The organism is Paraclostridium benzoelyticum (assembly GCF_001006285.1).
GTDB classification, from domain to species: Bacteria; Bacillota; Clostridia; order Peptostreptococcales; family Peptostreptococcaceae; genus Paraclostridium; species Paraclostridium benzoelyticum.
In genome coordinates this window covers 1-22393 of record NZ_LBBT01000190.1, presented here as the reverse complement: position 1 = coordinate 22393, position 22393 = coordinate 1, and the positions used below count along the sequence as shown (strand labels likewise).

Here is a 22393-nt window from a genome sequence, read left to right as displayed (position 1 = left end):
CTTTTTATAATATCAAAAAGGAGAATACATATGAATGAGAATATTAAAGGTACACCTTTAGATTATAGTGATACCAAAGTATCTGTTTATTTTGAAATAGGCGGAATTAAGTTACGAGAAATAAGACAAGTTATAGAGAATATAGATTTGATAGATACTATTCAATATTCAGAGTATGGGTTTGAAGTTATGATACCTATTCAAATAATACCGGAAATAGTTCTTCAACTAACTAAAGAAGAAATAGCTATATATGCTATAAACCGCAAATAACTATATATTAAACTATTGATTTAATAATATTTGCAAAATACAAAAAAAATCCATTCTACAATATCAGAATGGATTTTTTACCAATTACATATTAGCCATTTTTCTACATTCGTCTGCACATTTTCTACACATATCTGCGCATTTTTGACAATGATCATCTTTAAACATATTACATTCTTTCTCACATTTTTCACAAATCTTAGCACATAACTCACAATGTTCTTTAGCAAATTGACCACTCATTGACATCATAGATACTGACATTTGACACATCATAGCACATTCAACTAATGTACTAACACAGTTTTTTCTTTCATTAAGATTTGATTCATTTAAACATTCGTTAAAACATTCATAACAAGCTTGAGCGCATTTTTGACATGAATCTATACATGATTGATGTTTATCTGTTTTATTTGTTACTATACCCATTGGTAAGCCTCCTAATATTTTATTATTTCCACAGATATTATTTGCAATTGTCTAATTTTAATACATAACTTTTCCCTATATAAATTATAATTTATCGAACATATTCTATGAATAAATCCTAAAAATAAGCATTAAAATGTAACTTCTCATTGTTATTTAACTAGTTTAAAATATAAAAAGGAATTGCATAACAATTTGTTATACAATTCCTTTTTGTATTTGTTTTTAAAATTGATAAATAATTCGTTATACAATTTCTACTTAATCAATTTAAATTACTATATTGTATAACTATGCCTTATATTAAATACTATTTATAAATAAAAATAATTTTGATAAAAAAATTACTTCGAATCCTAATCAAATCTTTCAACGCTACCTTTGTATATAAATTCTGTGTGCTTACATTCAGGGCACACATGTATATTAAATATTAAATGCTCTTCAACATCAAATAAAGTTTTAAATAATCCCCTATCATTTTCCCTAGACTCAAATCTATACTCCTTTAAAAACTTCATTTCACTATTACACCTTAAACAATTCATAATTTCCCCTCCAAATATAATTCTTCTTATTAATAATTATTTATAGTATTTTCCCTTTACTCTATTCAGTTTAAATTTATTTCATTTGCTCTAATTCTATCTTAGTATCTATTAATAACTTTTCAAAGAATGACTCCAAGTACTTAAAGTCTGGTCTAATATTTCTGTTTACATCTGAATAGTTCGATAACACTAAAGCATTTCTAAAATATAATGAATTCTTTTTAAATAAATCATTATTTAAGTTATATCCTAAACTTCTCAGGTACTTTATAATAAACACTGCTGTTGTTATTGTATTCCCTTCACAAAACGGGTGTACTTGCCATATTGAAGATATAAACCTTGCTAATCTACTCACTGATACATTAGCACTTTTTTTACTTTCCTCTTTAAAGTCATAAGCTAGTATATCCATTAAATCATTGTAGTCTCCATACATTACGCTATCTCCACCAAGTATCAGCTCTTTTTTACTTATATTATAATCTCTAAACTCTCCAACATACCTTTCTAGTTCACCTTTAAATAAATCTTTAAATAAAGCTCTATGAATACCTTTTAATGTTATTGGACTAAATTTAAAACTTCCATTTTCTAATAATTGAACTATTCTAACAGATACCAAATCACATTCTTCAGTCTGAATAATTACTTTATCATTAGGATCAAGTTCTTTGTAGTAAGAGTACAGAGCATTTTCTACTTCTTTATATGTTTTTTTACCTTCTATTGAATCTTCCATTAGTTGAATAAGATATTTCGAAGGTTTTAAATTATCTACTTCGTTTAATCCTATCGCAACTTCCCAGTTATTTTTCTTTTCAAATTTATCAATTCTATCTTCTGTCAACTTTGTATATGATGATTTTATGTACATATTTTAATACCTACTTTCACTAGGTTAATTATTTATTATTTCCATTATCCTGTATATAGCTTATATAATAAGATTTAACTTTAAGTCTAGCCATACCTTCGATGATTGTAAATAAATTTAAATATGCCAAACTTAAGTTTATTTAAGAATTCTAAAAATATCAAATCATTTACTATGAAATTATAGTTTCTTTAAATGTGAAATTGTTAAATAAATTATAAATGAAATTCAACTTTAATTTGCAAAACAATTTGTTATTCAATTTCATTTAACATTTGTTTTACAAATACATATTAAATTTGTTTTATCATTTGTATCTTAATACTTGAAATAGCTATATTGTGCTAATTTATCTACCAAAACATATCCATCTCTCTTTTGTGATCTATGTCTTCTTTTTCTTCTAATTTATATTCAACAATCTTATTGTCTAAAGTTCCTTTAAAAAACTTATATGAAGTTGCTTTAATAGTTTCAACATCATCTTTATCAAGAGTTATCATAACTGCATCTTCAAACGCCTTTTCCATATATTTATTCTTAAAATCAATATCTTTAAAGTCCATTTTAACTCTTCTTAAAGTGCCTTTAGTAAATATACTTTCATCGGGAATAAAGATTTCCATCTTATTCTCTTTTGTATCAGATATAATTTCTGGCTCAATAATTACCTTGTCATTTATGATGATTTCTTCTTTACTTTCACAATCATTTTCATCATAAGTAATCGCAACTTCTTCTAGCTCTATCCCCGGAATTTCTTTTATAATTTCATCCTTTGTAAAGTACTTACGCTTGTCTAAATCTTTAATGTAAAAATCAATAGAGTCAACTTTTCGTCCTACTTTATTTTCTTTTATATCTATTTCAAAATATCCAGTCTCGTTAAGCTCTTTTATCGCTGGAAGTATTACTCTTCTCTTAAAATCATTGTATTTACTATATTTATCCTCTAGCATTAATAGTTCTTTAATTTCATCCAATTTATAGTTTATAGTATCTTTTGTCCCACTCCAAAGTCTTAATAAATCATAAAATCGTTGAGCGTAAGAATTGTTTAAAGATAGCCAAATCTGCACATTAACAGGTGTATATCCCATTTTTAAATATTCTTTTAATAAGTTATGTATTTTCTCTGATGCTTCAATATTGAATATCCCTAATTCGTCGTCATACTCATATCCATTTATAAATCCATATGCTCCCCATAAATTACCTTTTTTATTTTTCTTTTCTTCCTTGAAGTATATAGGTTTCTTTCTTAGATCTTCTAATACTTCTAAAACCCCTTTAACTGTGTTTTTTTGCTTGAATTTAATTATGTCTTTAAATTCAGAGTGACTAATTGAGCAAGTTAACACTCCATCTGACTTTTTTTGAAGTTTATACAACATAGATAAAAATACTCTGTTTTCAATTAAACTTAAACTATACCTAGCTTTCACCAGCATATTGTTTTTCATCAATATACGATTACTTTCTAATTCTTCTATCAGATTCACGTTTACTATCCCCCTTTAAACTAATTCTAGTTATAGAGTAACAAATGGTTTTTACTACGTCAACAATTTTAATTTTGTCGTTTTTATACTCCCTAATAAGTCGTAGTTAATCCCTGATTTGTCGTCTTTACTCCCTAATAAGTCGTAGTTATGTCCCTAATTTGTCGCTTTAAATCCCTAATACGTCGTAATAAATCCCTAATTTGTCGCTTTTAAACTTCTTATCCTTAGTGTTTTCAATGCGTTGAGCTATGTCTAAATACTATTAAATACTATTAAATACTTTTATAAATACTAAGTAAAGACTAGTAAAGATCTTTTTTCTGTTCTAATCTGTCCTATTAAAAATAAATCCCTGATTTGTCGCTTTTAAAAATACAGATTTAATGTATTAATTTTTTCCTACTAAAGTTGTTTGATAATAAAACATAATAGTTTTACAAAATAACTAAATTGTTATTACATTTTCATTTTTAAACTTCCCACTTGTCTTATTAATAAATAAATCCCTAATTTGTCGCTTTTTAAAAAAATATAAATATACCTTTATTTAATTAAAATTTAGGAATTTTTGTTGAGTTACTTAACCTCAGTTCAAATTATATTTCATATTTGTCCTATTTCAATAAAGCAAATCCCTAATTTGTCGCTTTTAAAATTCAACTCATATATGTCGTAAAGATACACTCATAAATTTGGGGCATTAAACAAAAAAGACAGATTTCTCTGCCTTTTCATATTTATATAATCATTTAACTACAATTGTCTATTAGATTTAATTCCTCTACCAAAATGTGTCCATTTCTTTTTTATGATCTAGATCCTCTTTTTCTTCTAACTTATATTCAACAATCTTATTATCCAAAGTTCCTTTGAAAAACTTGTATGAAGTTGCTTTAATAGTCTCAACATCATCCCTATCAAGAGTTATCATAACTGCATCATCGAAAGCTCTTTCCATATATTCATTCTTAAAATCAATATCTTTAAAATCTTTCTTAAAACCTCTTAAAGTCCCCTTAGTAAATATAGTTTCATCAGGAACAAAGTGCTCAAGTTTTTTAGTTTTTTCTTTTAAAAGACTATCTTCTGTAGTGACACACTCATCATCACTAGAAGTAAGAGCAACGTCTTCAAGTACGATATTAGGAATTTCTTTTATAATTTCATCTTTATTGAAATATTTTCTCTTGTCCAAATCTTTAACGTAGAAATCAATAGATTCAACTTTTCTCCCTACTTTGTTTTCTTTTATCTCTATTTCAAAATATCCAGTTTCATTAAGTTCCTTTATTGCTGGAAGTATAACCCTTCTCTTAAAATCTCCATATAAATTATATTTCTCATCTATTTGAAGAAGGTCTTTTAACTCCGATACTTCATAGTTTATAACTTGTTTAGTTCCACTCCAAACCCTTAGCAAATCATATAATCTTTGAGCATAGTAATTATTCATTCCAAGTTTAACAATTAAATTAATCGGTGTGTGGCCTTCCCTTTTGTCATAATAATTTTGGATTAAAGTATATATTTCTTCTGTAGCCTTTACTATAAAAGTATCTCTATCTTCATCATAAGTTGAACCATTTATAAGCCCGAATCTATGCCATTTATATTTATCCTTATCTTTTATCTTTTCAGCAATTAAGATTTCCTTTAATCTAAGTGATTCCAATAAATCACTTACTCCTTTTATAGTTTTATCTTTCTCTTTGCCTATTAAATTTCTAAGTTCATTCCTATGAATTTCACAACTTAAAATACCATCTTTTTCCTTTTGAAATTTATATAATAAAAGTTCAAACACTCTATTTTGAACCAATGTTAAGTTGTACTTAGCTTTAACCAAAGAATTGTGCTTCATTAACACTTTTATATCTTCATCCGTTCCAAAATGACTCCTTAACTCTTCTTTATCCATTTTCCACCTCTTATATTTTGATTATATTATAAATAATACTATAATCACTTAACTATGACAATGATTTTAAAAATGTCATAGTTAGACTTCCTAAATGTCATAATTAACTTCCCATTTGTCATACTAAGTTTCCCAAATGTCATAGTTGAACTTCCTATTTGTCATATTAAACTTCCCAAATGTCATAGTTCGCTTCCCATTTGTCATATTTAGAGTCCTCAACTTAAGCAATTCCAATACTTACGTATATGTCTAAATACTATAAATACTATTAAATACTTTCTTAAATACTATTAAAGACTAGTAAAGGTCATTTTTCCTTTCTATTCTGTTCTATTTTTTTACATATAAACTACTTGCACTAAAAAATATTTAATATTGAAATAAATATCAAAACTATTTTTAAAATCGATTAATATAAATAATAAGGGGGGATAGATATGATAGAAGGAATTATATGTTTAACTATGTCAGTTATATTTTTCATTTACTCATTATTTGCATTTAAACAAAAGGGTCCATTATTAACAAGTATGTATTACATTTCAAATGCTGAAGATCGAGCCAAAATGAAAACCAAAAAAGAATATAATCTTGTTGCTAAGACATACTTATTGCTATCAATAACTCTTTTACTTTTAGCCGTTGGAGAAATATTTAAAATACAATGGACTTTTACAGCTGCAATTATAGTGATAATTTTTACTGTTATTTATACGTTTGTTGTTTCAGCAAAAAATACGATTAAAAAGTAGATATATACAAAATAATTAAAAATTACGTTTAAAAGGCGATTATTTTGTATAAGCTAACTAGATTATGTATTTTAGATAAAATGCCCTTAGAATCCAAATAAATGGATTTTAAGGGCATTTCTGCATAAGTATTCCATCTTATTTTTTTATATACTCCATAATGAAAAATTCACCTGTACCCAGATAAGTTTCTTGATGTTTTCTGTCAATCACTTTAAAACCTTGAGATTCATAGCATTTAATAGCCCTTTTATTCCAACTTCGAACCTCTAATACAATTGGTTTACTAGGATATCTTCTTTTACATTCATCTAAAGCCATACTAACTATTTGTTTGCCTATTCCAATCCCACAATATTCTGGTTTAATACCTATACCAAAGAATACAGATTCTCCCTCATCTAGTAAATTTACAAATCCAACAAGATTATTCTTACTATCTGCATATCCAATGAAATTTTCTCTTTTCTCTTTTTTACATAATGATATTTGTTTTTTAATAATCTCATCCCATGAAGGCAAATTGTATATACTATAATCCCCTTCGTATTTCCATGTAGTTATTTCTTTAGCTAATTCTTCAGTAAACTTAACTGGATTTAAATTCATAGAAATCCCCCTAATGTAATTTTCAATAAATTGTATACTACAAATTAGTAAAAATCCATATTGGATATGAATTTTAAAACTTAATAGCATCTCTCAAAAATGTAAGAAATGTTTAAGCTTAGTGTCAGGCTATTTTAAGATGAACCAGGTATAATGAGTTTATCAAATAAAACAGATCAAGAGGAGGAGTTACACATGACAATATTATTAGGAAGTTTAATCATAGCTCCATTTATATTAGCTGTAGGGGCTGCATTAGTAAGTAGTGAGCTAGAAGTTGCAAATCAACAATAAGATTTTATATAGATAAATACGTTGTTAATTAGCTATATAACAACATATTTAAAATAAAAAATAGTATCTATTGAACAATTTCAGTAGATACTATTTTATTATTCTATTACTAATTTTATTTTAACCCAACACACCTTACTAAAGCCTATTCATTGCTTAATCTTTTTTACCCAATATATATGCACCAGCACCCATTACTAGTGCTCCACCTGCTATGTTTCCTAATGTAACTACAAATAAGTTATATATTGCACCCATAAGAGTAGCTCCTTTGATAGCACTTGAAAATAATGCTACTCCAAATATAGTCATATTAGCTACACTATGTTCAAACCCACTAGTTATGAAAGCAAATAAACACATAAATATTATTATTAACTTTGCAGTATCATCATTTGTTCTAAATGAGCACATTACAGCCACGCATACTAGTATGTTACAAAGTACTCCTCTAAAGAAAAGATCCATAAATGGAAGTGATGCTTTAGCTAATGATGTTGTAGCGAAAAACTCCATTACAGATCCTTTATTAACAAGTCCTGTACCTACAAATAATCCAGAAACCAAAAGCGATCCAAGCAAATTACCTACAAAACTATAAGCCCATACTCTGAGTAAGTCTTTAGTACTAGTGCCTTTGTTTAACGTACCAGCTGTCATTACCATGTTGTTACCTGTAAATAGTTCACTACCAGTCATTACAACTAAACTTAATGCTATAGCAAATGATACACCCATCATAATTTTTGTCATAGGAGAATTAGCTGATGTTAAAAGTCCACCTATTGTAAAAATTAATAATATTCCTATACCAACATAAAGGCCTGCAAAAGCTGATGATACAATGTATTTTAATCTACTGCTATTTAATAAATTAACTTTGTTCTTAGCAGCGACTGTTAGTTTTTCAAGTGTTTCGTTATGCATAATTACCCCCTAGTTTAAGTTAATATTTTATTCCGCTCCAGTAAATATTTTCATTTACTTTTACTATATCATCTAAATTTACACCTTCTAATGCCCACTTTTTAAATTCCATAAATCCTGTTCTATCAACTATATATCCTATATGCTCTTTTCCTCCTGGAGCATCTTTAGCTATATATTGCTCTACATATTTATAAGTATTAAGTATTATTTTTATTATAGATTCTTCATCTGCCCACAATAAGAAATCTTCTGCTAGCCTTGGATTTTTCTTACCTGTTCTACCCATGATTGCTAGTCTGTAGTATTTCTTTTCATCTCTAGTCCATGCTGAAGTAGGACAGTTTAAAGTACACTCTCCACATCCTATGCATTTATCGTGATCTCTTACGATTTTATAGTTTTCCATACTTAAAGCTTTAGTGGATAGTTTTTCACATTTTTTCACACAAGCTCCACATGATATACATCTCTCTTTTTCATATAAAGGACGTGTCATGCCTATTATTCCAAAGTCATGGGTTCTCGCCTTTATACAGTCATTTGGACATCCAGTTAGTGCTATCTTAAAGTGTAAATCATTTGGATAGATAGCTTTTTCTATTCTCTTTGCAAAGTTTGTTGTGTGATATTGAGCCTTTGGACAGACTTTGTTTCCTATACATGCAGATATATTTCTAGTACCTGCAGCTGGATATCCTTCTTCTTTTTCTGCCTGGTTTATATCCATTTTTTCAATTACTGGTTGTATAAGTTTGTTTACTGATTCCATATCTTCCATCTTTATACCCAGTATTTCAAAACCTTGTCTAGTGGTAATATGTATTTCGCCATTTCCATACTCTGTAGCTATCTTAGAAATTATCATCAAACTTTCTGGATCTACACTTCCACCCGGTATTCTCACTCTAAGAGAAGTTTCATATTTAGTTTTAGTTATTCTAAAAGCATTTTTCATTACTTTCTTAGTATTTAAATCTCTTATCATAGTTATACCTCCTAATCTATTAAATTCTTTGCATAAGAATAATCAAATACAGGTCCATCTATACAAATATAAGTATCATCCATTTTACAGTGTCCACATTTACCTACACCACAGCACATTTTTCTTTCGTAAGATACCCATATGTTGTGCTCAGATAGATTTCTTTTTAAAAACTCTGCTACTGTAAATTTCATCATCATAGGAGGTCCAACAACTACTGCAGATATGTTATTTATATCATCTATCTTCAACTCTGGAATATACTTTGTAACCAATCCTATATTTCCATCATAATCACTATCAGCATTATCCACTGTTACCAATATGTCTAGTTTTTCACTCCATTTATTTAAATCATCTTTGAATAATATATCTTGAGGGCTTTTAAATCCAACTATTAACTTAAAGCTTATACATCTATCAGGATTGTTGTAAAAATGCTCTACGATACCTCTTACAGGAGCTAGACCACTTCCTCCTGCTACAATAACAATTTCTCTTCCCTCGTATAAACTTACATCAAATCCATTACCATAAGGTCCTCTTATAAAAAAGCTATCTCCAACTGTATAATTAAATAATTCACTAGTTACCTTACCTACATTTCTTATAGTAAAATCTATATAATCTTTTCCGTATCCTGATACTGATATTGGACTTTCTCCAAATTTAGGAATTGAAATTTCATAAAACATTCCTGGTAAAACTCCTTCGGTTTTACTAGAAACCCTAAATGTCCATTCTATATCTGTATGTTTAATTATATCTATAATCTTTGAATTAACTGGTATGTATGGATTCATCTACTTTACCTCCTCATTGATATCTACTATGCCTTTTATTTTTTCTACGCACTGTGAAAAAGATATATATTGTGGACAGGCATCATCGCATCTTCCACATCCTACGCACATTTGGTATCCAAATCTTTTATCAAAGTCGTATATCTTATGCATCACTTTAAATCTCATTCTTTCACCTTGTTTTTTTCTAAAAGAATGACCACCTGCCATATCTGTGTATCCATCTACCTGACAAGACGTCCATACTCTTCTTCTTTCTCCTACATTATCATTTTCTTTGTAGTATATATCTTGCATAGTAAAGCAAGTACAAGTTGGACAGACAAAATTGCAACGTCCACATCCTATACATCTAGAATCATACTCATCCCACATTTCATGTTTTGATAGTTCTAGCGGGTTTATATTTTTAGGTAGTTCTACGTGGATAAGGTTTTCCTTAGCATGGTTAACTTCAAACTCCGTATCTTCACCACTAAATACATTTAGATCTTCATCTTTTATATCTAAATAAACTTCATCATTATCTATATTTAATGCCATTGAGTAGTTATCAGTTTTGTTAGACCCCATACTTACACAAAAACAATTTCTAAAACTTTCTTTACACCCAATTAAAACAAACTTTACTTTTTCTCTTAATCTTTCATAGAAATAATCTTTTTCAATACCGTTATTAAGATAAATCTCATCTAATCTTTTTACTCCATTTATATCACAAGCTCTTAAAAATATAATCAATTTTTTATTATCTATATCACTAGTTTTATATTCTTTTTCTGTAAAATAAAATAATGTTTGAGTTATCGGTAGTATAACTTCTTTTGGTGAAAAGTTAGATTTTTTATTAAACTCTATATCCTCTATACTACTTATTTCCTCATATTTAGTTAAATCTGTATCAGAGTAAACTCCTTTAAAAGGGGTCGTTACAGGTGCAAAAATTTTATATTCCGATTTCAATAATTTAAGACCTTTATCGAAGTTTGCTCTATTCAATTTTATCTTCATAATCTCTCCTCCTATATTTTATTAAAGATATAGTAGCATACGATTTTTTGAATGTCTGTGATATATATAACAATATTGATATCTTTTTATCGAATTTATAAAAAAATACACATAACATTAATTACATTGTTATGTGCACTCTCTATTAATTACCTTTAAAGTATTTAGATAAACCTTCTTTTTTTATATAAATATTTTTATTTATAATTTTGACCAATCCATAGTCTTGCAATTGTTTCATTGTTCTTGATAAACTTTCCCTTTTACACCCAAGCATTTCTGCTATATATGTAATACTTATGTTTGCTTTAATAAGTGTCCATTCTCCCTGTTCTAATCCAAACTCTTTTCCCATTCTATATAGTTTTGCTGCAAGTTTTTTATCTATATTTATTGAAGAAGAGTTTTTTAGTTGTCTGTATAGTCTTCTATTAATATTTTGAGTATGAACTAATATATTTTTCATTAAATTAAAGTCATTTTCCATTATTTTTATGAATTCAGATGTAGGGCACTTCAATATAGTTGACTTTTCAAATATTTCACAAGCAAAAATAGTGTTTTTTTCTTGATCTAAGGAAAGATCATTTATTACATCACCATTTTTAAATATGAATATTACCTTTCTCTCACCATTTTCATTTATTTTGTATATAGATACTTTTCCTTTTTCTATAAAATACAAATTATCAATAAATTCTTTTTCTAGGAATAAAGTTTCTTTTCTTTGTGCATGAAAACTTGTCATTATATTCTCTAACTGTTCTTTACTTTCTGGTTTTATATTATCAAATATTGATATGCTATTTATTTTCATCATATTTTACAAATCCTTATATACTTAATTTTTAGTTAATTTTAATCTTTACAATTTATTTTACTACATCGAAAATAGATTAACCATTGTATTTGTTTGTTTTATTAAAAAAGATCACTCAAATGGCAATAAGAGTGACCTTTTTTATATAATTAGATTATTGTAAACAATGTTAATTAAATTATGAAAACGCTAAAAAGTCTTGCCTAAACAAGCCATATAAATTATAAATTTATATTCTGGAAGATCATCAATGATGTGTTTTGATCATAAATTTCAATAGCACAAGTACCACAATTAAGAGATTCTTATGTGATATAAAGATTTCTATGCTCACTTCTATATGGAATGGAACTCCAAGCGAAAACAGCAGAACTTTTAGATACAAAATCTTCTACAAAAGGTTGATTTGGAGTAGTCTTATTTATTTAATCAGTTAAGTTTTTATAAACAAAAGTTTATGTTTTAATGGTAAGTATCTATAAATTACATGATTTAAATTATTAACATTATTGATTATTAAATAGGTTATTAAAATATATGCTTTTCTATTCTATCCATATAACCATAGCTCAAAAAATGTACTTATTTTAAACTATTTATCCCTGTAGCACATATATGTAGGTTCAAATAATCTAAAGTAAATTAAATTATTTAAGGGAATAAACATACAGTTACTTTATTTTTTAACTATTTTTTTATTATTTTCTTAATCTTTCGAACTGTTTATGCAATTGCTAAATTTAATTTTAATCGATTTATTCCAAAATTTGGTTATATAAGCTTGAATTTTACGATTTACAAGCGCGAAATTTAATTATAATACAGAAACCGTAGTTTGATTAATATATATTTTGATGATATCATGAACGTGGCTTAAAAAAGACAAGGACAATTGCGTAGAAATGGGGGTAAAGCAACATGAACAATTTAGAACTTAAAAATTCTTTAAATTATTTTATTGATCAATACTTTAAAGGACTTGAATCGTTAGAATCTAATGAAGTAGTAAAAGTAGCTGATTCTAATCAAATAAATAAACTTAGAAACATAAATATACCTAGTCAGGGGAGACAGGTACAAGAAGTTATGGAAGAAATGATAAAAGAAGTTTATGAGTATGGAGCAAGAGTAAACCATCCAAGATTTTTTGGATTTATACCTGGGCCAGCAGATTTGAATTCTTGGATTGGAGATGTAATGTCCAGTGCTTATAACTTGCATGCTGGATGCTGGATGACAACATCAGCTGCTAGTTTTATTGAAAAAACATTAATTAAATGGCTATCTGAAAAAGCTGGATATAACACAGAACAATCGAGCGGACTATTTGTTTCAGGAGGATCTATGGCAAATCTTACAGCAATGGTAGCTGCAAGAGATAACAAACTTTCATTTGATAAATTACATTTGGGAACTGCTTATGTATCTGATCAAACTCATAGTTCAATTAAAAAAGCACTTAAAATATCAGGAATATCTCCTAAGAATATCAGAAAAATACCTTCAGATTCAAATTATAGAATGAAGATAGATGAACTAGAAAAAGCAATAAGAAATGATATAACAAATGGACTGCATCCTTTTGTTGTTATAGCTAGTGCAGGGACTACAAATACTGGAAGTATTGATCCAATACCAGAAATATCTGATATATGTTCAGAATATGGGTTATGGATGCATGTAGATGGAGCTTATGGAGCATCGATATTATTATCTGAAAACTATAATCATTTATTAAAAGGAATAGAAAATGCTGATAGTTTAAGTTGGGATGCACATAAATGGTTATTCCAAACATATAGTTGTGCAATGGTTCTTGTAAAAGACAAAAACGATTTAGCAAAAAGTTTTAGTGAAAATCCAGAGTATTTAAGAGACTTAGATATAAATGACGATGAAATAAACTATGGAAACATAGGTATTGAATTAACAAGACCGACTAGGGGTCTTAAACTTTGGTTTACATTACAAACTCTAGGAACTAGTGAAATGAGCAGAAGAATTGAATATGGTATTCATCTTGCAGAATATATTAAGAATACATTATTAGGATTTGAGAATTGGGAAATAATATCTGATCCTAAATTAGCAATTATCAATTTTAGATATGCTCCATCTGGAATGTCTGAACAAGATATAGATACACTTAACAATAATATTTCACATTTAGCACTTCAAGAAAACTATGCAGGAATATTTACAACAGTTTTAAATGGTAAAGTTGTTTTAAGAATGTGTGCTATTAATCATGAAACAACAGAAAATGATATAAAACAAACAATAAGCAAACTAGATGAATTTGCAAAACACTTATTAACTCATAACTTTAGTTTAAGTGCTGTATAATATAAAAAAATGAGTAAACCCTTAGATGTAGGGATTTACTCATTTTTGTTTAAATTTCAAGTGTATAAAAACTCATTATGATATTTGCGCACATCTGTTTTTTATACTTACTCTTATATCTTCAATTCTTCTTTTATTTACATTTTCAATTAAAAATGTAAAATTGTCTAATTCAATTTCTCGACCTTCTTCTGGGAAATCACCTAACAATGTAAGTATATATCCATTTAAAGTATCATAGTCACCTTGCTCTATATCTATATCAAATTTATTGTTAAATTCACTTATTGTCAAATATCCTTTTACAATAAAATTACTATCATCAATTTGTGTTATAGTAGATTTAGTTTTATCGTATTCATCCTCAATATCTCCCATAATTTCTTCAATTAAATCTTCCATAGTTACTAGCCCTTCTATTCCACCATATTCATCAATTAATAACGCTAAGTGGACCTTTTTATCCTTTAGAAGTTTAAATAATTCATTTGTTCTAATAGACTTTGAAACAAAATATGGGTCATGAAGCATTGTTTTTAAATTTATATTTTTAAATCCAACCTTCTTAGCTTTTACTAATAAGTCTTTTACATATAATATACCGAGGATATTATCCTTATTATCTTCATATACAGGTATTCTAGAGTATCCTGATGCTATTACTCCTTCTAGTATTTCATCCAAATCATCTTCTATGTCTACCGCAAACATATCATGTCTAGATGTCATAATTTCCTTAGCAGTCTTATCATTAAATTCAAATATGCTATATATCATCTGTTTTTCTTCATTTTCAATACATCCATCTTCTTGAGATTGTGATATTAAAGTTCTAATTTCTTCCTCAGAAACTCTTTCCTCAATATCCATATCATTATTTCTTATTATTTTTAAAACCAGACTAGTTGAAAATGATAAAAGCTTTATAAATGGTTTTGCAATTTTAGATATAATGTAAATTGGCTTTACCGAAAATAATGATATCTTTTCTGCTTTTTTCAAAGCAATTCTTTTTGGTACTAATTCTCCAAATACTAATGTAAAATATGAAAGTATTATTGTTACTATAAACATACATAGTTCCTTATAATAAGGTATACTAAGTGGAGCTAATACATTTGAAAGATGTGTAGATATCCCTGTAGCAGCAGATGCACTTGAGAAAAATCCAGCTAAAGTTATTCCAATTTGAATAGTTGATAGGAAATTACTTGGATCTTCCATGAGTTTTTCAAGCAATTGAGCTTTCTTGTTTCCGCTTGCACTTAATTGTTTTATTTTTGATTTATTTACAGAAACTATAGCCATTTCTGCTGATGCGAAAAACGCGTTAATAGCAGTAAGTAATGCTATTAAAATTATTTGAGGCATAAAGGCCCCGGGGTCTGAATCTAAATTATTCATTTCTTCCTCCTTAAAATAATAAATAAAAAACCATCAGAAATATTTTTTAAAACTAATCAATATAGTCCTGAAGGTATTGTTACCAATCCTATTTTTGTAAATACAGTTTAAAATAAAGATTTATTAAATACTATTTGGTAACTTTTTATTTAAAGTACATTATAATCTATGAATTAACTTTTATTAATATTCTAATTAAATTAAAAAGTTGCAAAATATATAAATACCCATTAGCTACGTTCATTAATAGCCAAAGGGCAAATTTTTAATCAATAGTGTATTTATTCTTTTAAAGTTATTCTAAGCGTACAAGAAGATAAGTATGAGTTTAAATTAAACTGTTATTAGGATTTTACTATTAAATAAAATCTACATGAACAAACATTTATCTACTAACATTATGTAATAATAGTGTTTAATAAGAAACATTTATTAAACACTATTATTTTAAGGCCTTAAAAAAGGGTTGTATCAAATAGATACAACCCTTTTTGTAATTTTCTAATTATCAATAGATACCCCGATGTCATCCTTGTTAGGTCTATATACTTTTGCAAATAAAAATGGTAAATATAATACAGATTCAAACAAAATAGCTATTAGAAGATCGTTTAATGTAATTATTGTATCTAGCCCACCACCACTTGAAAGTGTAATTAAGTTTCCAATTAAATGAATTAACATTGGGGTCCACAGATTTTCTGTTTTCATATAAGAATAACCTAAAAATACTCCCAGTGTTGTGCAGAATAATACATGATTTATAATACAATAAATCGGAGTTTGAGGACTGTAAAGAGTCATACAAAGAGGTAAGTGCCAAATACCCCATATAGGTCCTAGGATTATCACACCTGATCTTTTCCCGTATATCTTTTGAAGCCTAGGTTGTAGGAAATATCTCCACCCAAACTCTTCTCCAAAAAACAAGCTAATACCAAATATTATATTCATCACCATTCCGACTGAAATTTGTAGTAATGCATCAATAAAATTCGCTATACTAAAGTGCATATGAATAAGGTCAGAACTACATCCAACTGTAAATATAACTAAATATATGCCTATACAGAACAATACCTTTTTAAAGTTTTTATTTAGTGATAAATTGAAAATTTTAAAGTAAGAAGAATTTACAAATACACTATACAAAATATACAAAGATACAATTGGATCTATTAAAGAAGAGATAATAACATTCTTTATTAAAAAAGGCTCAACTATAGAAAAAATAACTCTTAATATTGTCCCTATTATAAAGAAATTAAAGAACTTATTTACAACATCACTAAATTCATAATAAGAACTCTTTTTAAGCACTACCATTACTGAAAAAGCTGGAATATACATAAATGTTATAGCAAAGTTATATAAAAAATCATCACTATTTGGCCTAGAAAAGCTAATAAATACAAATATAGATAGAAACGTAATCAATCCAAAATTAATTAATAAGAAGTCTCTTACTTCTTGTTTTGTAACTCTAATATCGTTATACATTTTAACCCCTCCCAAAATTCAACTAAGATTATCTAGAAGATAAAATCCCAAAATATTTATAGCTTATTTAATGTAAAATATTATCATAAAATTAAAATTATCCAAATAGAATTCATTTGGTTGTAAATATTTGTCTTAATTTTTAGTCATAAATCGAATCAAAATATCGAATCAAGTCGAAAAAAACAAAATTTTAACTTTATATAATTAATTAGTTAAATATATGCTAGAATTAATATGGAAAAAAATGTAATAAGTGTGGATAAATGGAGAAATATAATGGAAGTACAAAATGTAAATACGATACAATACAAAAATATATACGCTAAAAAATTAGGCATATTCAAATTTGAAAATGATGAGCAAAAGACAGAGAAATCAAAATCTAAAGAGTATAATTATAATACTACGGATGGAAAAGAGTATCTTATGAAACTTGCTGGAAATGATGATCTTGGAAATAAAGTTGAGTTTTATTGTGACTATAGTAATAATGGAAAAGGAATTTTTAAACTTGATAATTCCCATAAACGTATAAAAAAAGTTTCTAGTAAATTAAAACTTTCTTTATATGCATCAGATTCTTCTAATAATAAGTGGAAGAAAGTTGGGTAGGACTTTGATATTGATTTAAAGTAATACCAGTTGAACTTAAAAATAAACAATGTAATTAAAGTCTCTAGATTTAACTATTTGGTTTAGTCTAGAGACTTTTTACTGTGACTATACTTTCTATTGTATATTGTTATTTAGCTAATTAACAATATAATTAATCATATATCTATAAAGAAGTTAACAAAAAAAACTTCATTACAATAAGTACTCATTCCTCGTTAATTACCTTATTAACAAGAAAGATTAATAAAAAAATATTTAAAATATGCAAGTTTTTTGTATTAATTTACGAATTAAGTAATGTAAAAGCTTTTATAGTGAGGAGGAAACAACTTGAAAGACAAGTTAATGATTAAATATATAAAAAAGAAAAATCAAAAAGGAATGGAAATTTTAATAGATCAGTATAATAGCCTTATTACTTCTGTAATTAGATACCATCTAGGATCTCTTGTTAATTATGAAGAAGAGTGTGTTAGTGATACTTTGCTAGCGATTTGGGATAATGTAGAAGGCTTTGACCAAGATAAAAATACTTTTAAAAACTGGATATGTGCAATAGCTAAATATAAAGCAATTGATTATAAAAGAAAGTATTTAAATAAAATAGAAATATCAGATTTAGATGAACAAAACTATTACATAGATAAAAATTTACTAAAAATTGAAATTCAAGAGGAATTAAATGAAACATTAAAATTCTTGTCCGAAGGAGATAAAGAAATATTTAGACGATACTACCTAAATGATGAAAGTGTAATAGATATAGCAAATGACAAAAAATTAGCTATTTCAAGTGTACATAGTAAGTTATCTAGGGGAAAGGCAAAAATAAGAAAATCTTTATTAAATGAGGGAGGGAAATAAATTGATAGATAAATATAAAGTATTAAACAACGAAAAAATTCAATTTGATAAATATGATGAAGTAAAAACTGATAATACTAAAATGAAAAATATAATGAAATCTAAGTTGAAATCAAGAAAACAAACAACTAAAAAACTAATTGCTGCAAGTGTCTCAGCAGTTCTTATACTTGGAACAGTAGCTCTAACGAATGAGACTACATGGGCATATATAAATCTTTTAGCAGGTCGTATTGAATCTTTCTTAGGTAGAGACTATAGTGAGTTTGATAAGTATAAATTTGAAGGAAATCAATCAATAACAGATAACGGATTAGTTCTTAATTTAGGAGACGTAATGTTAGATGATGGACAATTAATTATAAGTTTAAGTATGGATTATACTAATTTTGATTTTAAAAAACATGGAGTTTATAAAAAAGATTTCATGCCTGATATACCTATAATAACTATAGGAGATATCTCTTTCCCTGGACAAGGGGGAGGAATAAGCCCAAGAGATGTTAAAAATGAAAATAAAAAAGAATTTTTATATACTATTAACTTAAACAGAAAAGATACTGATGGAGATGGTATTGGAGATACAGACATTGATTTACTTGACAGTTTAAAAAAAGATAAAGATTACAACTTAAAGATTCAATTTAAAGATTTTGATTTAGGTGAGTCAAAATCTGAAAAAGGAAGGCTATTATTTAAAACTTTTGGAAACTGGGAATTTAATACGACTATAAATACTTCTAATATATCTAATGATTTAAAGGTTGTTGATGTTAATAAGTATATAAATATAAACGATAAAGTTAAGTTGAAAATTGATCAAATAAAGATATCTCCTATTTCCGTTAATATTAAAACACAATTAGAAGGAAATAAGTCTGAGGTAGCGCGTTTACAACACTTTACAGATTTCTATATAGAAGATGAAAGTGGCAATAGCTTATTAGGTGGTAATAGTGGAAGTTGTAGCAAAAACGATATGTATTACCATTTTGAACTTAAAGGTACAGAAAAGAAAATCATAATAACTCCTGGTCTTTTTATTCCTGATACAGAGACTAAGATTTTTGAAGATGAAAAAATAGAAATAGATATTCCTTAAACAATCATTAGTTCCAATTTTTATAATTTTTTCATAAAAAACTCTATGTCATGGAAGATAGATTAAACTCTGTATATCAGAGTCACTTAATCCAGACTATAAACATAAAATAGATGTGAAACATAGTTAAAAGCTATTTAAATTTTGAAAGGACTGTTTTAAAAATGAGCAATAATTATACATCTAATGGAAGTGATAATTGCAATTGCGATTATAATGATTACTGGCTTTTTTGCAACCTTATTAATAAGTTAAAAGGACCTCCAGGTCCTCAAGGGGATGTAGGAGCACAGGGGCCCCAAGGCCCACAAGGAAATATAGGTCCAGAAGGGCCTCCAGGTCCTGGAGTGTTAGGAGGTGCTGGAGCTCCTGCATCTTGTAATCCAGGAGAAACCTACTATGTTGATTTTTCAACTGGATATGTATATTTGAAAAATCAAACTCCACCCCCACCAACTCCAAGAAATTTACCTACTCCAGGAACGTTTACTGTTGTAAGCACTGTCTTAGAATTAGAAAATGCAATTTCTGCACAAAAGCCAGCTATAAAGCTTGCAGCAGGTAATTATATTCTCAATGATAATATAACAATTTCATATCCTTTATATTTACAAGGATCTGTAGATTCAAATGGAGCTCCAACTTCAATAATAACATATAGCCCTATAGCTCCATATGAGCCTATAATCGTGATAGGAAGCAGTAATGTAGTGATTGATAGTATATCATTTATTGAATCACCGGGATTAACACCTGTACCTGCTAACTACCCATCACTTATATACTCAAGCGGTATCTCATTTAATTCGATTTATATAAATAATTGTATATTTGATTATTTAGAAAATGCAATTGAGTTAAATACCGGTGAGTTCCAAGTTACAAAATGTACATTTAATTATAATAGAAATTCTACTAATACAAGATATTGCTTGTTTTTACACAATTTATCAGGTATTTGTATTACAGATAGCAATACTATTTATGGAATAGAAGGGGATAGACGACAAGGATTTATAAGAATAGATAATCTTAATGGGGAAACTCTTACTGGAACTCTTTTAATAAGCAATACATTTCAGCCAGAACAATTAGTTCCACCACTTAACCCAACAGACCCAAGTACTATATATACATCGTCATTTAGAGAATTAATTTTATTTAACCAACTAAATGGAAGTGGGTTACAGCTGTATGTAAATAACAATATATTAAATGCAGATAATACTGCTCCAGTTTTGTTGCCAAATCTTCAAAGTAGTCCTGGCTTAAGCAATTTTGCATTCATCAGTGCTTGTAATAATACATTTACTAATAGTAAAAGAAAAGGATTTATAGGTCTTACAAACTCGACACCAGTTGCTAATGCGTATGGAAATACCAATATATACATTGATGGAAATACTCCACAGTATACAACTGGATATACACCTCCTTGGTATCAGACTTGGACTTCATTACAAGACCCTATTGTTGCTGGGTATGAAGTAGCTATGATACAAAATAGACCTGATGTAAGGTTATTTGAAACTTGCGTATCAAATGTAGACTGTTATTGGACTAGAACAGAATATCAATTCAGTATGGTATAAAAAGCTATATATAATTATGTACTTTTTAAAAAACTATTCTGATTTTCTTCTACCTTTTAACTTATTCTTATTATTGTATGTATCTACATTCTTTTTACTTATTTCAACGTCTTCAAGTAATGGAGTAAGTAGATTTTCAAATAATTTAGACATCGTTATATTTGAGTCTATAACTACTGTTTTTAACTTATCTACTATATCTTTATCTAAAGTAACTCCAACTTGCTCTTTAGATTTCTTCTTTTCCTTTTTTACTATATCGTATATAGATAATGAAGATTTTGGTTCATTAGTTTCATTAACAATAGTTGATTTTCTAGTAGTAGGAACTTCTTCATTTAATAAATTCATATCTATCTTAGGCATCTAAAGCACATCCTTTTCTTTTAATTCTTTTATCATGTTTTCAACTTCTTCTTTACTGAAATGAGTTTGTCCATTTTTCTTTAAATAATCACTTATGCTTAATTTACTTAATAATGCTTTTTCAACGAATGTATTTCTTCTTATAAATGACTCTAGCATCATGTCTTTTAATTCTTCAAATTTTTGAAGATACTGATCAAATAAATCAGATACTTGCGTTCTTTGCTTTTCATATCCAACTAATACAGTAGCTTTTATATCATTATCTTCTTTTTCTAAATAGTACTTGTCTCTAGTCCATAATTCTTTAAATAATGCAGCTCCTCTTAAAGAAGATATATTTTTATCCATTATAGGAACTATTATAGAGTCTGCTAAATAAAGTATATTTTTAGCTGTTAAATTGTAACTAGGTGATAAGTCACAAATTATGTAATCATATTTTTCAAGGACATCAATATTTTGCATATACCATCTTGCAAGAACTTTTTCTCTAGCTGGTTGTAAGCTTATTTTTTCATCTAACATAGCTAATCCTATATCAGAAGGTATTATGTCTATATTAGGGTAATTTGGATTTGGACACTTAACAATAACGTCTTCAGCACCTAATCCATCAACTATATCTATAGTTGTTTTATCTTCATGGTTAACCTTATATACATATTGAGTTAAGTTTTCTTGTAAATCTAAGTCCCATAAGAGTATATTTGTATTTTTATCTTTTGCTAATTCATATGCAGTTATTATAGACATAGAAGTCTTGTAAATGCCGCCTTTTATATTAAAATAAGTTATTAACTTAGTTTGCATTAGTTTTCCTCCAAGTTTTTTATAT

22 protein-coding genes are annotated in these 22393 nt (G+C 27.4%); 7 read left to right on the top strand and 15 right to left on the bottom strand.

What is annotated here, in order from left to right; all coding sequences use genetic code 11:
• Window positions 1-30: 30 nt before the first annotated feature.
• The gene (locus VN21_RS09060) at window positions 31-273 is read left to right on the top strand and encodes a hypothetical protein (RefSeq protein ID WP_046822968.1); all 243 of its coding nucleotides are present in this window, start codon (window positions 31-33) and stop codon (window positions 271-273) included.
• An 84-nt stretch (window positions 274-357) separates the two neighbouring features.
• Here VN21_RS09060 and VN21_RS09055 read toward each other — a convergent pair whose 3' ends face one another.
• The 5 genes from VN21_RS09055 to VN21_RS09035 form a co-directional block, all read right to left on the bottom strand.
• On the bottom strand, window positions 358-705 hold the full coding sequence (locus tag VN21_RS09055; protein ID WP_046822967.1) for a four-helix bundle copper-binding protein: 348 nt from the start codon (window positions 703-705) through the stop codon (window positions 358-360).
• Window positions 706-1061: 356 nt separating this feature from the next.
• Window positions 1062-1253 carry a hypothetical protein gene (locus VN21_RS09050; RefSeq protein ID WP_025162423.1) on the bottom strand — a complete coding sequence of 64 codons (192 nt, stop codon included), beginning with the start codon at window positions 1251-1253 and terminating at the stop codon, window positions 1062-1064.
• A gap of 76 nt (window positions 1254-1329) precedes the next feature.
• Entirely contained in the window at window positions 1330-2133 is an 804-nt protein-coding gene (locus VN21_RS09045) for a Fic family protein (protein WP_046822966.1), read from the bottom strand.
• 353 nt (window positions 2134-2486) lie between these two features.
• A complete protein-coding gene (locus VN21_RS09040) occupies window positions 2487-3635 on the bottom strand; it encodes a replication initiation protein (protein WP_046822965.1) in 1149 nt (382 codons plus the stop codon).
• Window positions 3636-4419: 784 nt separating this feature from the next.
• Window positions 4420-5556 (bottom strand): replication initiation protein, encoded by a 1137-nt coding sequence (locus VN21_RS09035; RefSeq protein WP_046822291.1) that lies wholly within the window; start codon window positions 5554-5556, stop codon window positions 4420-4422.
• A gap of 440 nt (window positions 5557-5996) precedes the next feature.
• Here VN21_RS09035 and VN21_RS09030 point away from each other — a divergent pair, with 440 nt between their 5' ends.
• Window positions 5997-6311, top strand: coding sequence for a DUF3784 domain-containing protein (locus VN21_RS09030; protein ID WP_046822292.1), 315 nt, complete (start codon window positions 5997-5999; stop codon window positions 6309-6311).
• Between the two features lie 138 nt (window positions 6312-6449).
• Here the strand turns inward: VN21_RS09030 and VN21_RS09025 are convergent, their stop codons facing one another.
• From VN21_RS09025 to VN21_RS09000, 6 genes are all read right to left on the bottom strand, one after another.
• The gene (locus tag VN21_RS09025) at window positions 6450-6920 is read right to left on the bottom strand and encodes a GNAT family N-acetyltransferase (RefSeq protein WP_046822293.1); all 471 of its coding nucleotides are present in this window, start codon (window positions 6918-6920) and stop codon (window positions 6450-6452) included.
• A 450-nt stretch (window positions 6921-7370) separates the two neighbouring features.
• Window positions 7371-8141, bottom strand: coding sequence for a formate/nitrite transporter family protein (locus tag VN21_RS09020; protein ID WP_046822964.1), 771 nt, complete (start codon window positions 8139-8141; stop codon window positions 7371-7373).
• 19 nt (window positions 8142-8160) lie between these two features.
• The gene (asrC, locus tag VN21_RS09015; RefSeq protein ID WP_046822963.1) at window positions 8161-9129 is read right to left on the bottom strand and encodes a sulfite reductase subunit C; all 969 of its coding nucleotides are present in this window, start codon (window positions 9127-9129) and stop codon (window positions 8161-8163) included.
• 11 nt (window positions 9130-9140) lie between these two features.
• A complete protein-coding gene (asrB, locus tag VN21_RS09010) occupies window positions 9141-9932 on the bottom strand; it encodes an anaerobic sulfite reductase subunit AsrB (protein WP_046822962.1) in 792 nt (263 codons plus the stop codon).
• The gene (gene asrA, locus VN21_RS09005; protein WP_046822961.1) at window positions 9933-10943 is read right to left on the bottom strand and encodes an anaerobic sulfite reductase subunit AsrA; all 1011 of its coding nucleotides are present in this window, start codon (window positions 10941-10943) and stop codon (window positions 9933-9935) included.
• Between the two features lie 145 nt (window positions 10944-11088).
• Window positions 11089-11763, bottom strand: a complete 675-nt coding sequence (locus VN21_RS09000; RefSeq protein WP_046822960.1) for a Crp/Fnr family transcriptional regulator — start codon at window positions 11761-11763, stop codon at window positions 11089-11091.
• 918 nt (window positions 11764-12681) lie between these two features.
• Here VN21_RS09000 and VN21_RS08995 point away from each other — a divergent pair.
• Entirely contained in the window at window positions 12682-14109 is a 1428-nt protein-coding gene (locus tag VN21_RS08995; RefSeq protein ID WP_046822959.1) for a pyridoxal phosphate-dependent decarboxylase family protein, read from the top strand.
• A 75-nt stretch (window positions 14110-14184) separates the two neighbouring features.
• Here VN21_RS08995 and VN21_RS08990 read toward each other — a convergent pair whose 3' ends face one another.
• Both VN21_RS08990 and VN21_RS08985 read right to left on the bottom strand, forming a co-directional pair.
• Window positions 14185-15513, bottom strand: coding sequence for a hemolysin family protein (locus VN21_RS08990; protein ID WP_046822958.1), 1329 nt, complete (start codon window positions 15511-15513; stop codon window positions 14185-14187).
• Between the two features lie 501 nt (window positions 15514-16014).
• Entirely contained in the window at window positions 16015-17013 is a 999-nt protein-coding gene (locus VN21_RS08985; RefSeq protein WP_046822957.1) for a CPBP family intramembrane glutamic endopeptidase, read from the bottom strand.
• Window positions 17014-17250: 237 nt separating this feature from the next.
• On the opposite strand from VN21_RS08985, the gene VN21_RS08980 reads away from it, so the two are divergent.
• The 4 genes from VN21_RS08980 (at window position 17251) to VN21_RS08965 (ending at window position 21189) form a co-directional block, all read left to right on the top strand.
• Window positions 17251-17628: a hypothetical protein gene (locus VN21_RS08980; protein WP_152650792.1), complete on the top strand. Its 378-nt coding sequence runs from the start codon at window positions 17251-17253 to the stop codon at window positions 17626-17628.
• A 333-nt stretch (window positions 17629-17961) separates the two neighbouring features.
• Entirely contained in the window at window positions 17962-18495 is a 534-nt protein-coding gene (locus VN21_RS08975) for a sigma-70 family RNA polymerase sigma factor (protein ID WP_046822955.1), read from the top strand.
• A gap of 1 nt (window position 18496) precedes the next feature.
• On the top strand, window positions 18497-19597 hold the full coding sequence (locus VN21_RS08970; RefSeq protein ID WP_046822954.1) for a DUF4179 domain-containing protein: 1101 nt from the start codon (window positions 18497-18499) through the stop codon (window positions 19595-19597).
• A 164-nt stretch (window positions 19598-19761) separates the two neighbouring features.
• Window positions 19762-21189: a collagen-like triple helix repeat-containing protein gene (locus VN21_RS08965; RefSeq protein WP_046822953.1), complete on the top strand. Its 1428-nt coding sequence runs from the start codon at window positions 19762-19764 to the stop codon at window positions 21187-21189.
• Window positions 21190-21222: 33 nt separating this feature from the next.
• On the opposite strand, the gene VN21_RS08960 is transcribed toward VN21_RS08965, so the two are convergent.
• The gene (locus tag VN21_RS08960) at window positions 21223-21555 is read right to left on the bottom strand and encodes a hypothetical protein (RefSeq protein WP_046822952.1); all 333 of its coding nucleotides are present in this window, start codon (window positions 21553-21555) and stop codon (window positions 21223-21225) included.
• The coding region (locus VN21_RS08955) for a ParA family protein (RefSeq protein ID WP_226896689.1) at window positions 21556-22393 on the bottom strand (838 nt) is incomplete at its 5' end. It abuts the gene before it with no gap.

Coding starts and splice junctions, on each gene's coding strand:
- VN21_RS09060 (WP_046822968.1), top strand. CDS start 31: ATGAATGAGAATATTAAAGGTACACCTTTAGATTATAGTGATACCAAA.
- VN21_RS09055 (WP_046822967.1), bottom strand. CDS start 705: ATGGGTATAGTAACAAATAAAACAGATAAACATCAATCATGTATAGAT.
- VN21_RS09050 (WP_025162423.1), bottom strand. CDS start 1,253: ATGAATTGTTTAAGGTGTAATAGTGAAATGAAGTTTTTAAAGGAGTAT.
- VN21_RS09045 (WP_046822966.1), bottom strand. CDS start 2,133: ATGTACATAAAATCATCATATACAAAGTTGACAGAAGATAGAATTGAT.
- VN21_RS09035 (WP_046822291.1), bottom strand. CDS start 5,556: ATGGATAAAGAAGAGTTAAGGAGTCATTTTGGAACGGATGAAGATATA.
- VN21_RS09030 (WP_046822292.1), top strand. CDS start 5,997: ATGATAGAAGGAATTATATGTTTAACTATGTCAGTTATATTTTTCATT.
- VN21_RS09025 (WP_046822293.1), bottom strand. CDS start 6,920: ATGAATTTAAATCCAGTTAAGTTTACTGAAGAATTAGCTAAAGAAATA.
- VN21_RS09020 (WP_046822964.1), bottom strand. CDS start 8,141: ATGCATAACGAAACACTTGAAAAACTAACAGTCGCTGCTAAGAACAAA.
- asrC (WP_046822963.1), bottom strand. CDS start 9,129: ATGATAAGAGATTTAAATACTAAGAAAGTAATGAAAAATGCTTTTAGA.
- asrB (WP_046822962.1), bottom strand. CDS start 9,932: ATGAATCCATACATACCAGTTAATTCAAAGATTATAGATATAATTAAA.
- asrA (WP_046822961.1), bottom strand. CDS start 10,943: ATGAAGATAAAATTGAATAGAGCAAACTTCGATAAAGGTCTTAAATTA.
- VN21_RS09000 (WP_046822960.1), bottom strand. CDS start 11,763: ATGATGAAAATAAATAGCATATCAATATTTGATAATATAAAACCAGAA.
- VN21_RS08995 (WP_046822959.1), top strand. CDS start 12,682: ATGAACAATTTAGAACTTAAAAATTCTTTAAATTATTTTATTGATCAA.
- VN21_RS08990 (WP_046822958.1), bottom strand. CDS start 15,513: ATGAATAATTTAGATTCAGACCCCGGGGCCTTTATGCCTCAAATAATT.
- VN21_RS08985 (WP_046822957.1), bottom strand. CDS start 17,013: ATGTATAACGATATTAGAGTTACAAAACAAGAAGTAAGAGACTTCTTA.
- VN21_RS08980 (WP_152650792.1), top strand. CDS start 17,251: ATGGAAAAAAATGTAATAAGTGTGGATAAATGGAGAAATATAATGGAA.
- VN21_RS08965 (WP_046822953.1), top strand. CDS start 19,762: ATGAGCAATAATTATACATCTAATGGAAGTGATAATTGCAATTGCGAT.
- VN21_RS08960 (WP_046822952.1), bottom strand. CDS start 21,555: ATGCCTAAGATAGATATGAATTTATTAAATGAAGAAGTTCCTACTACT.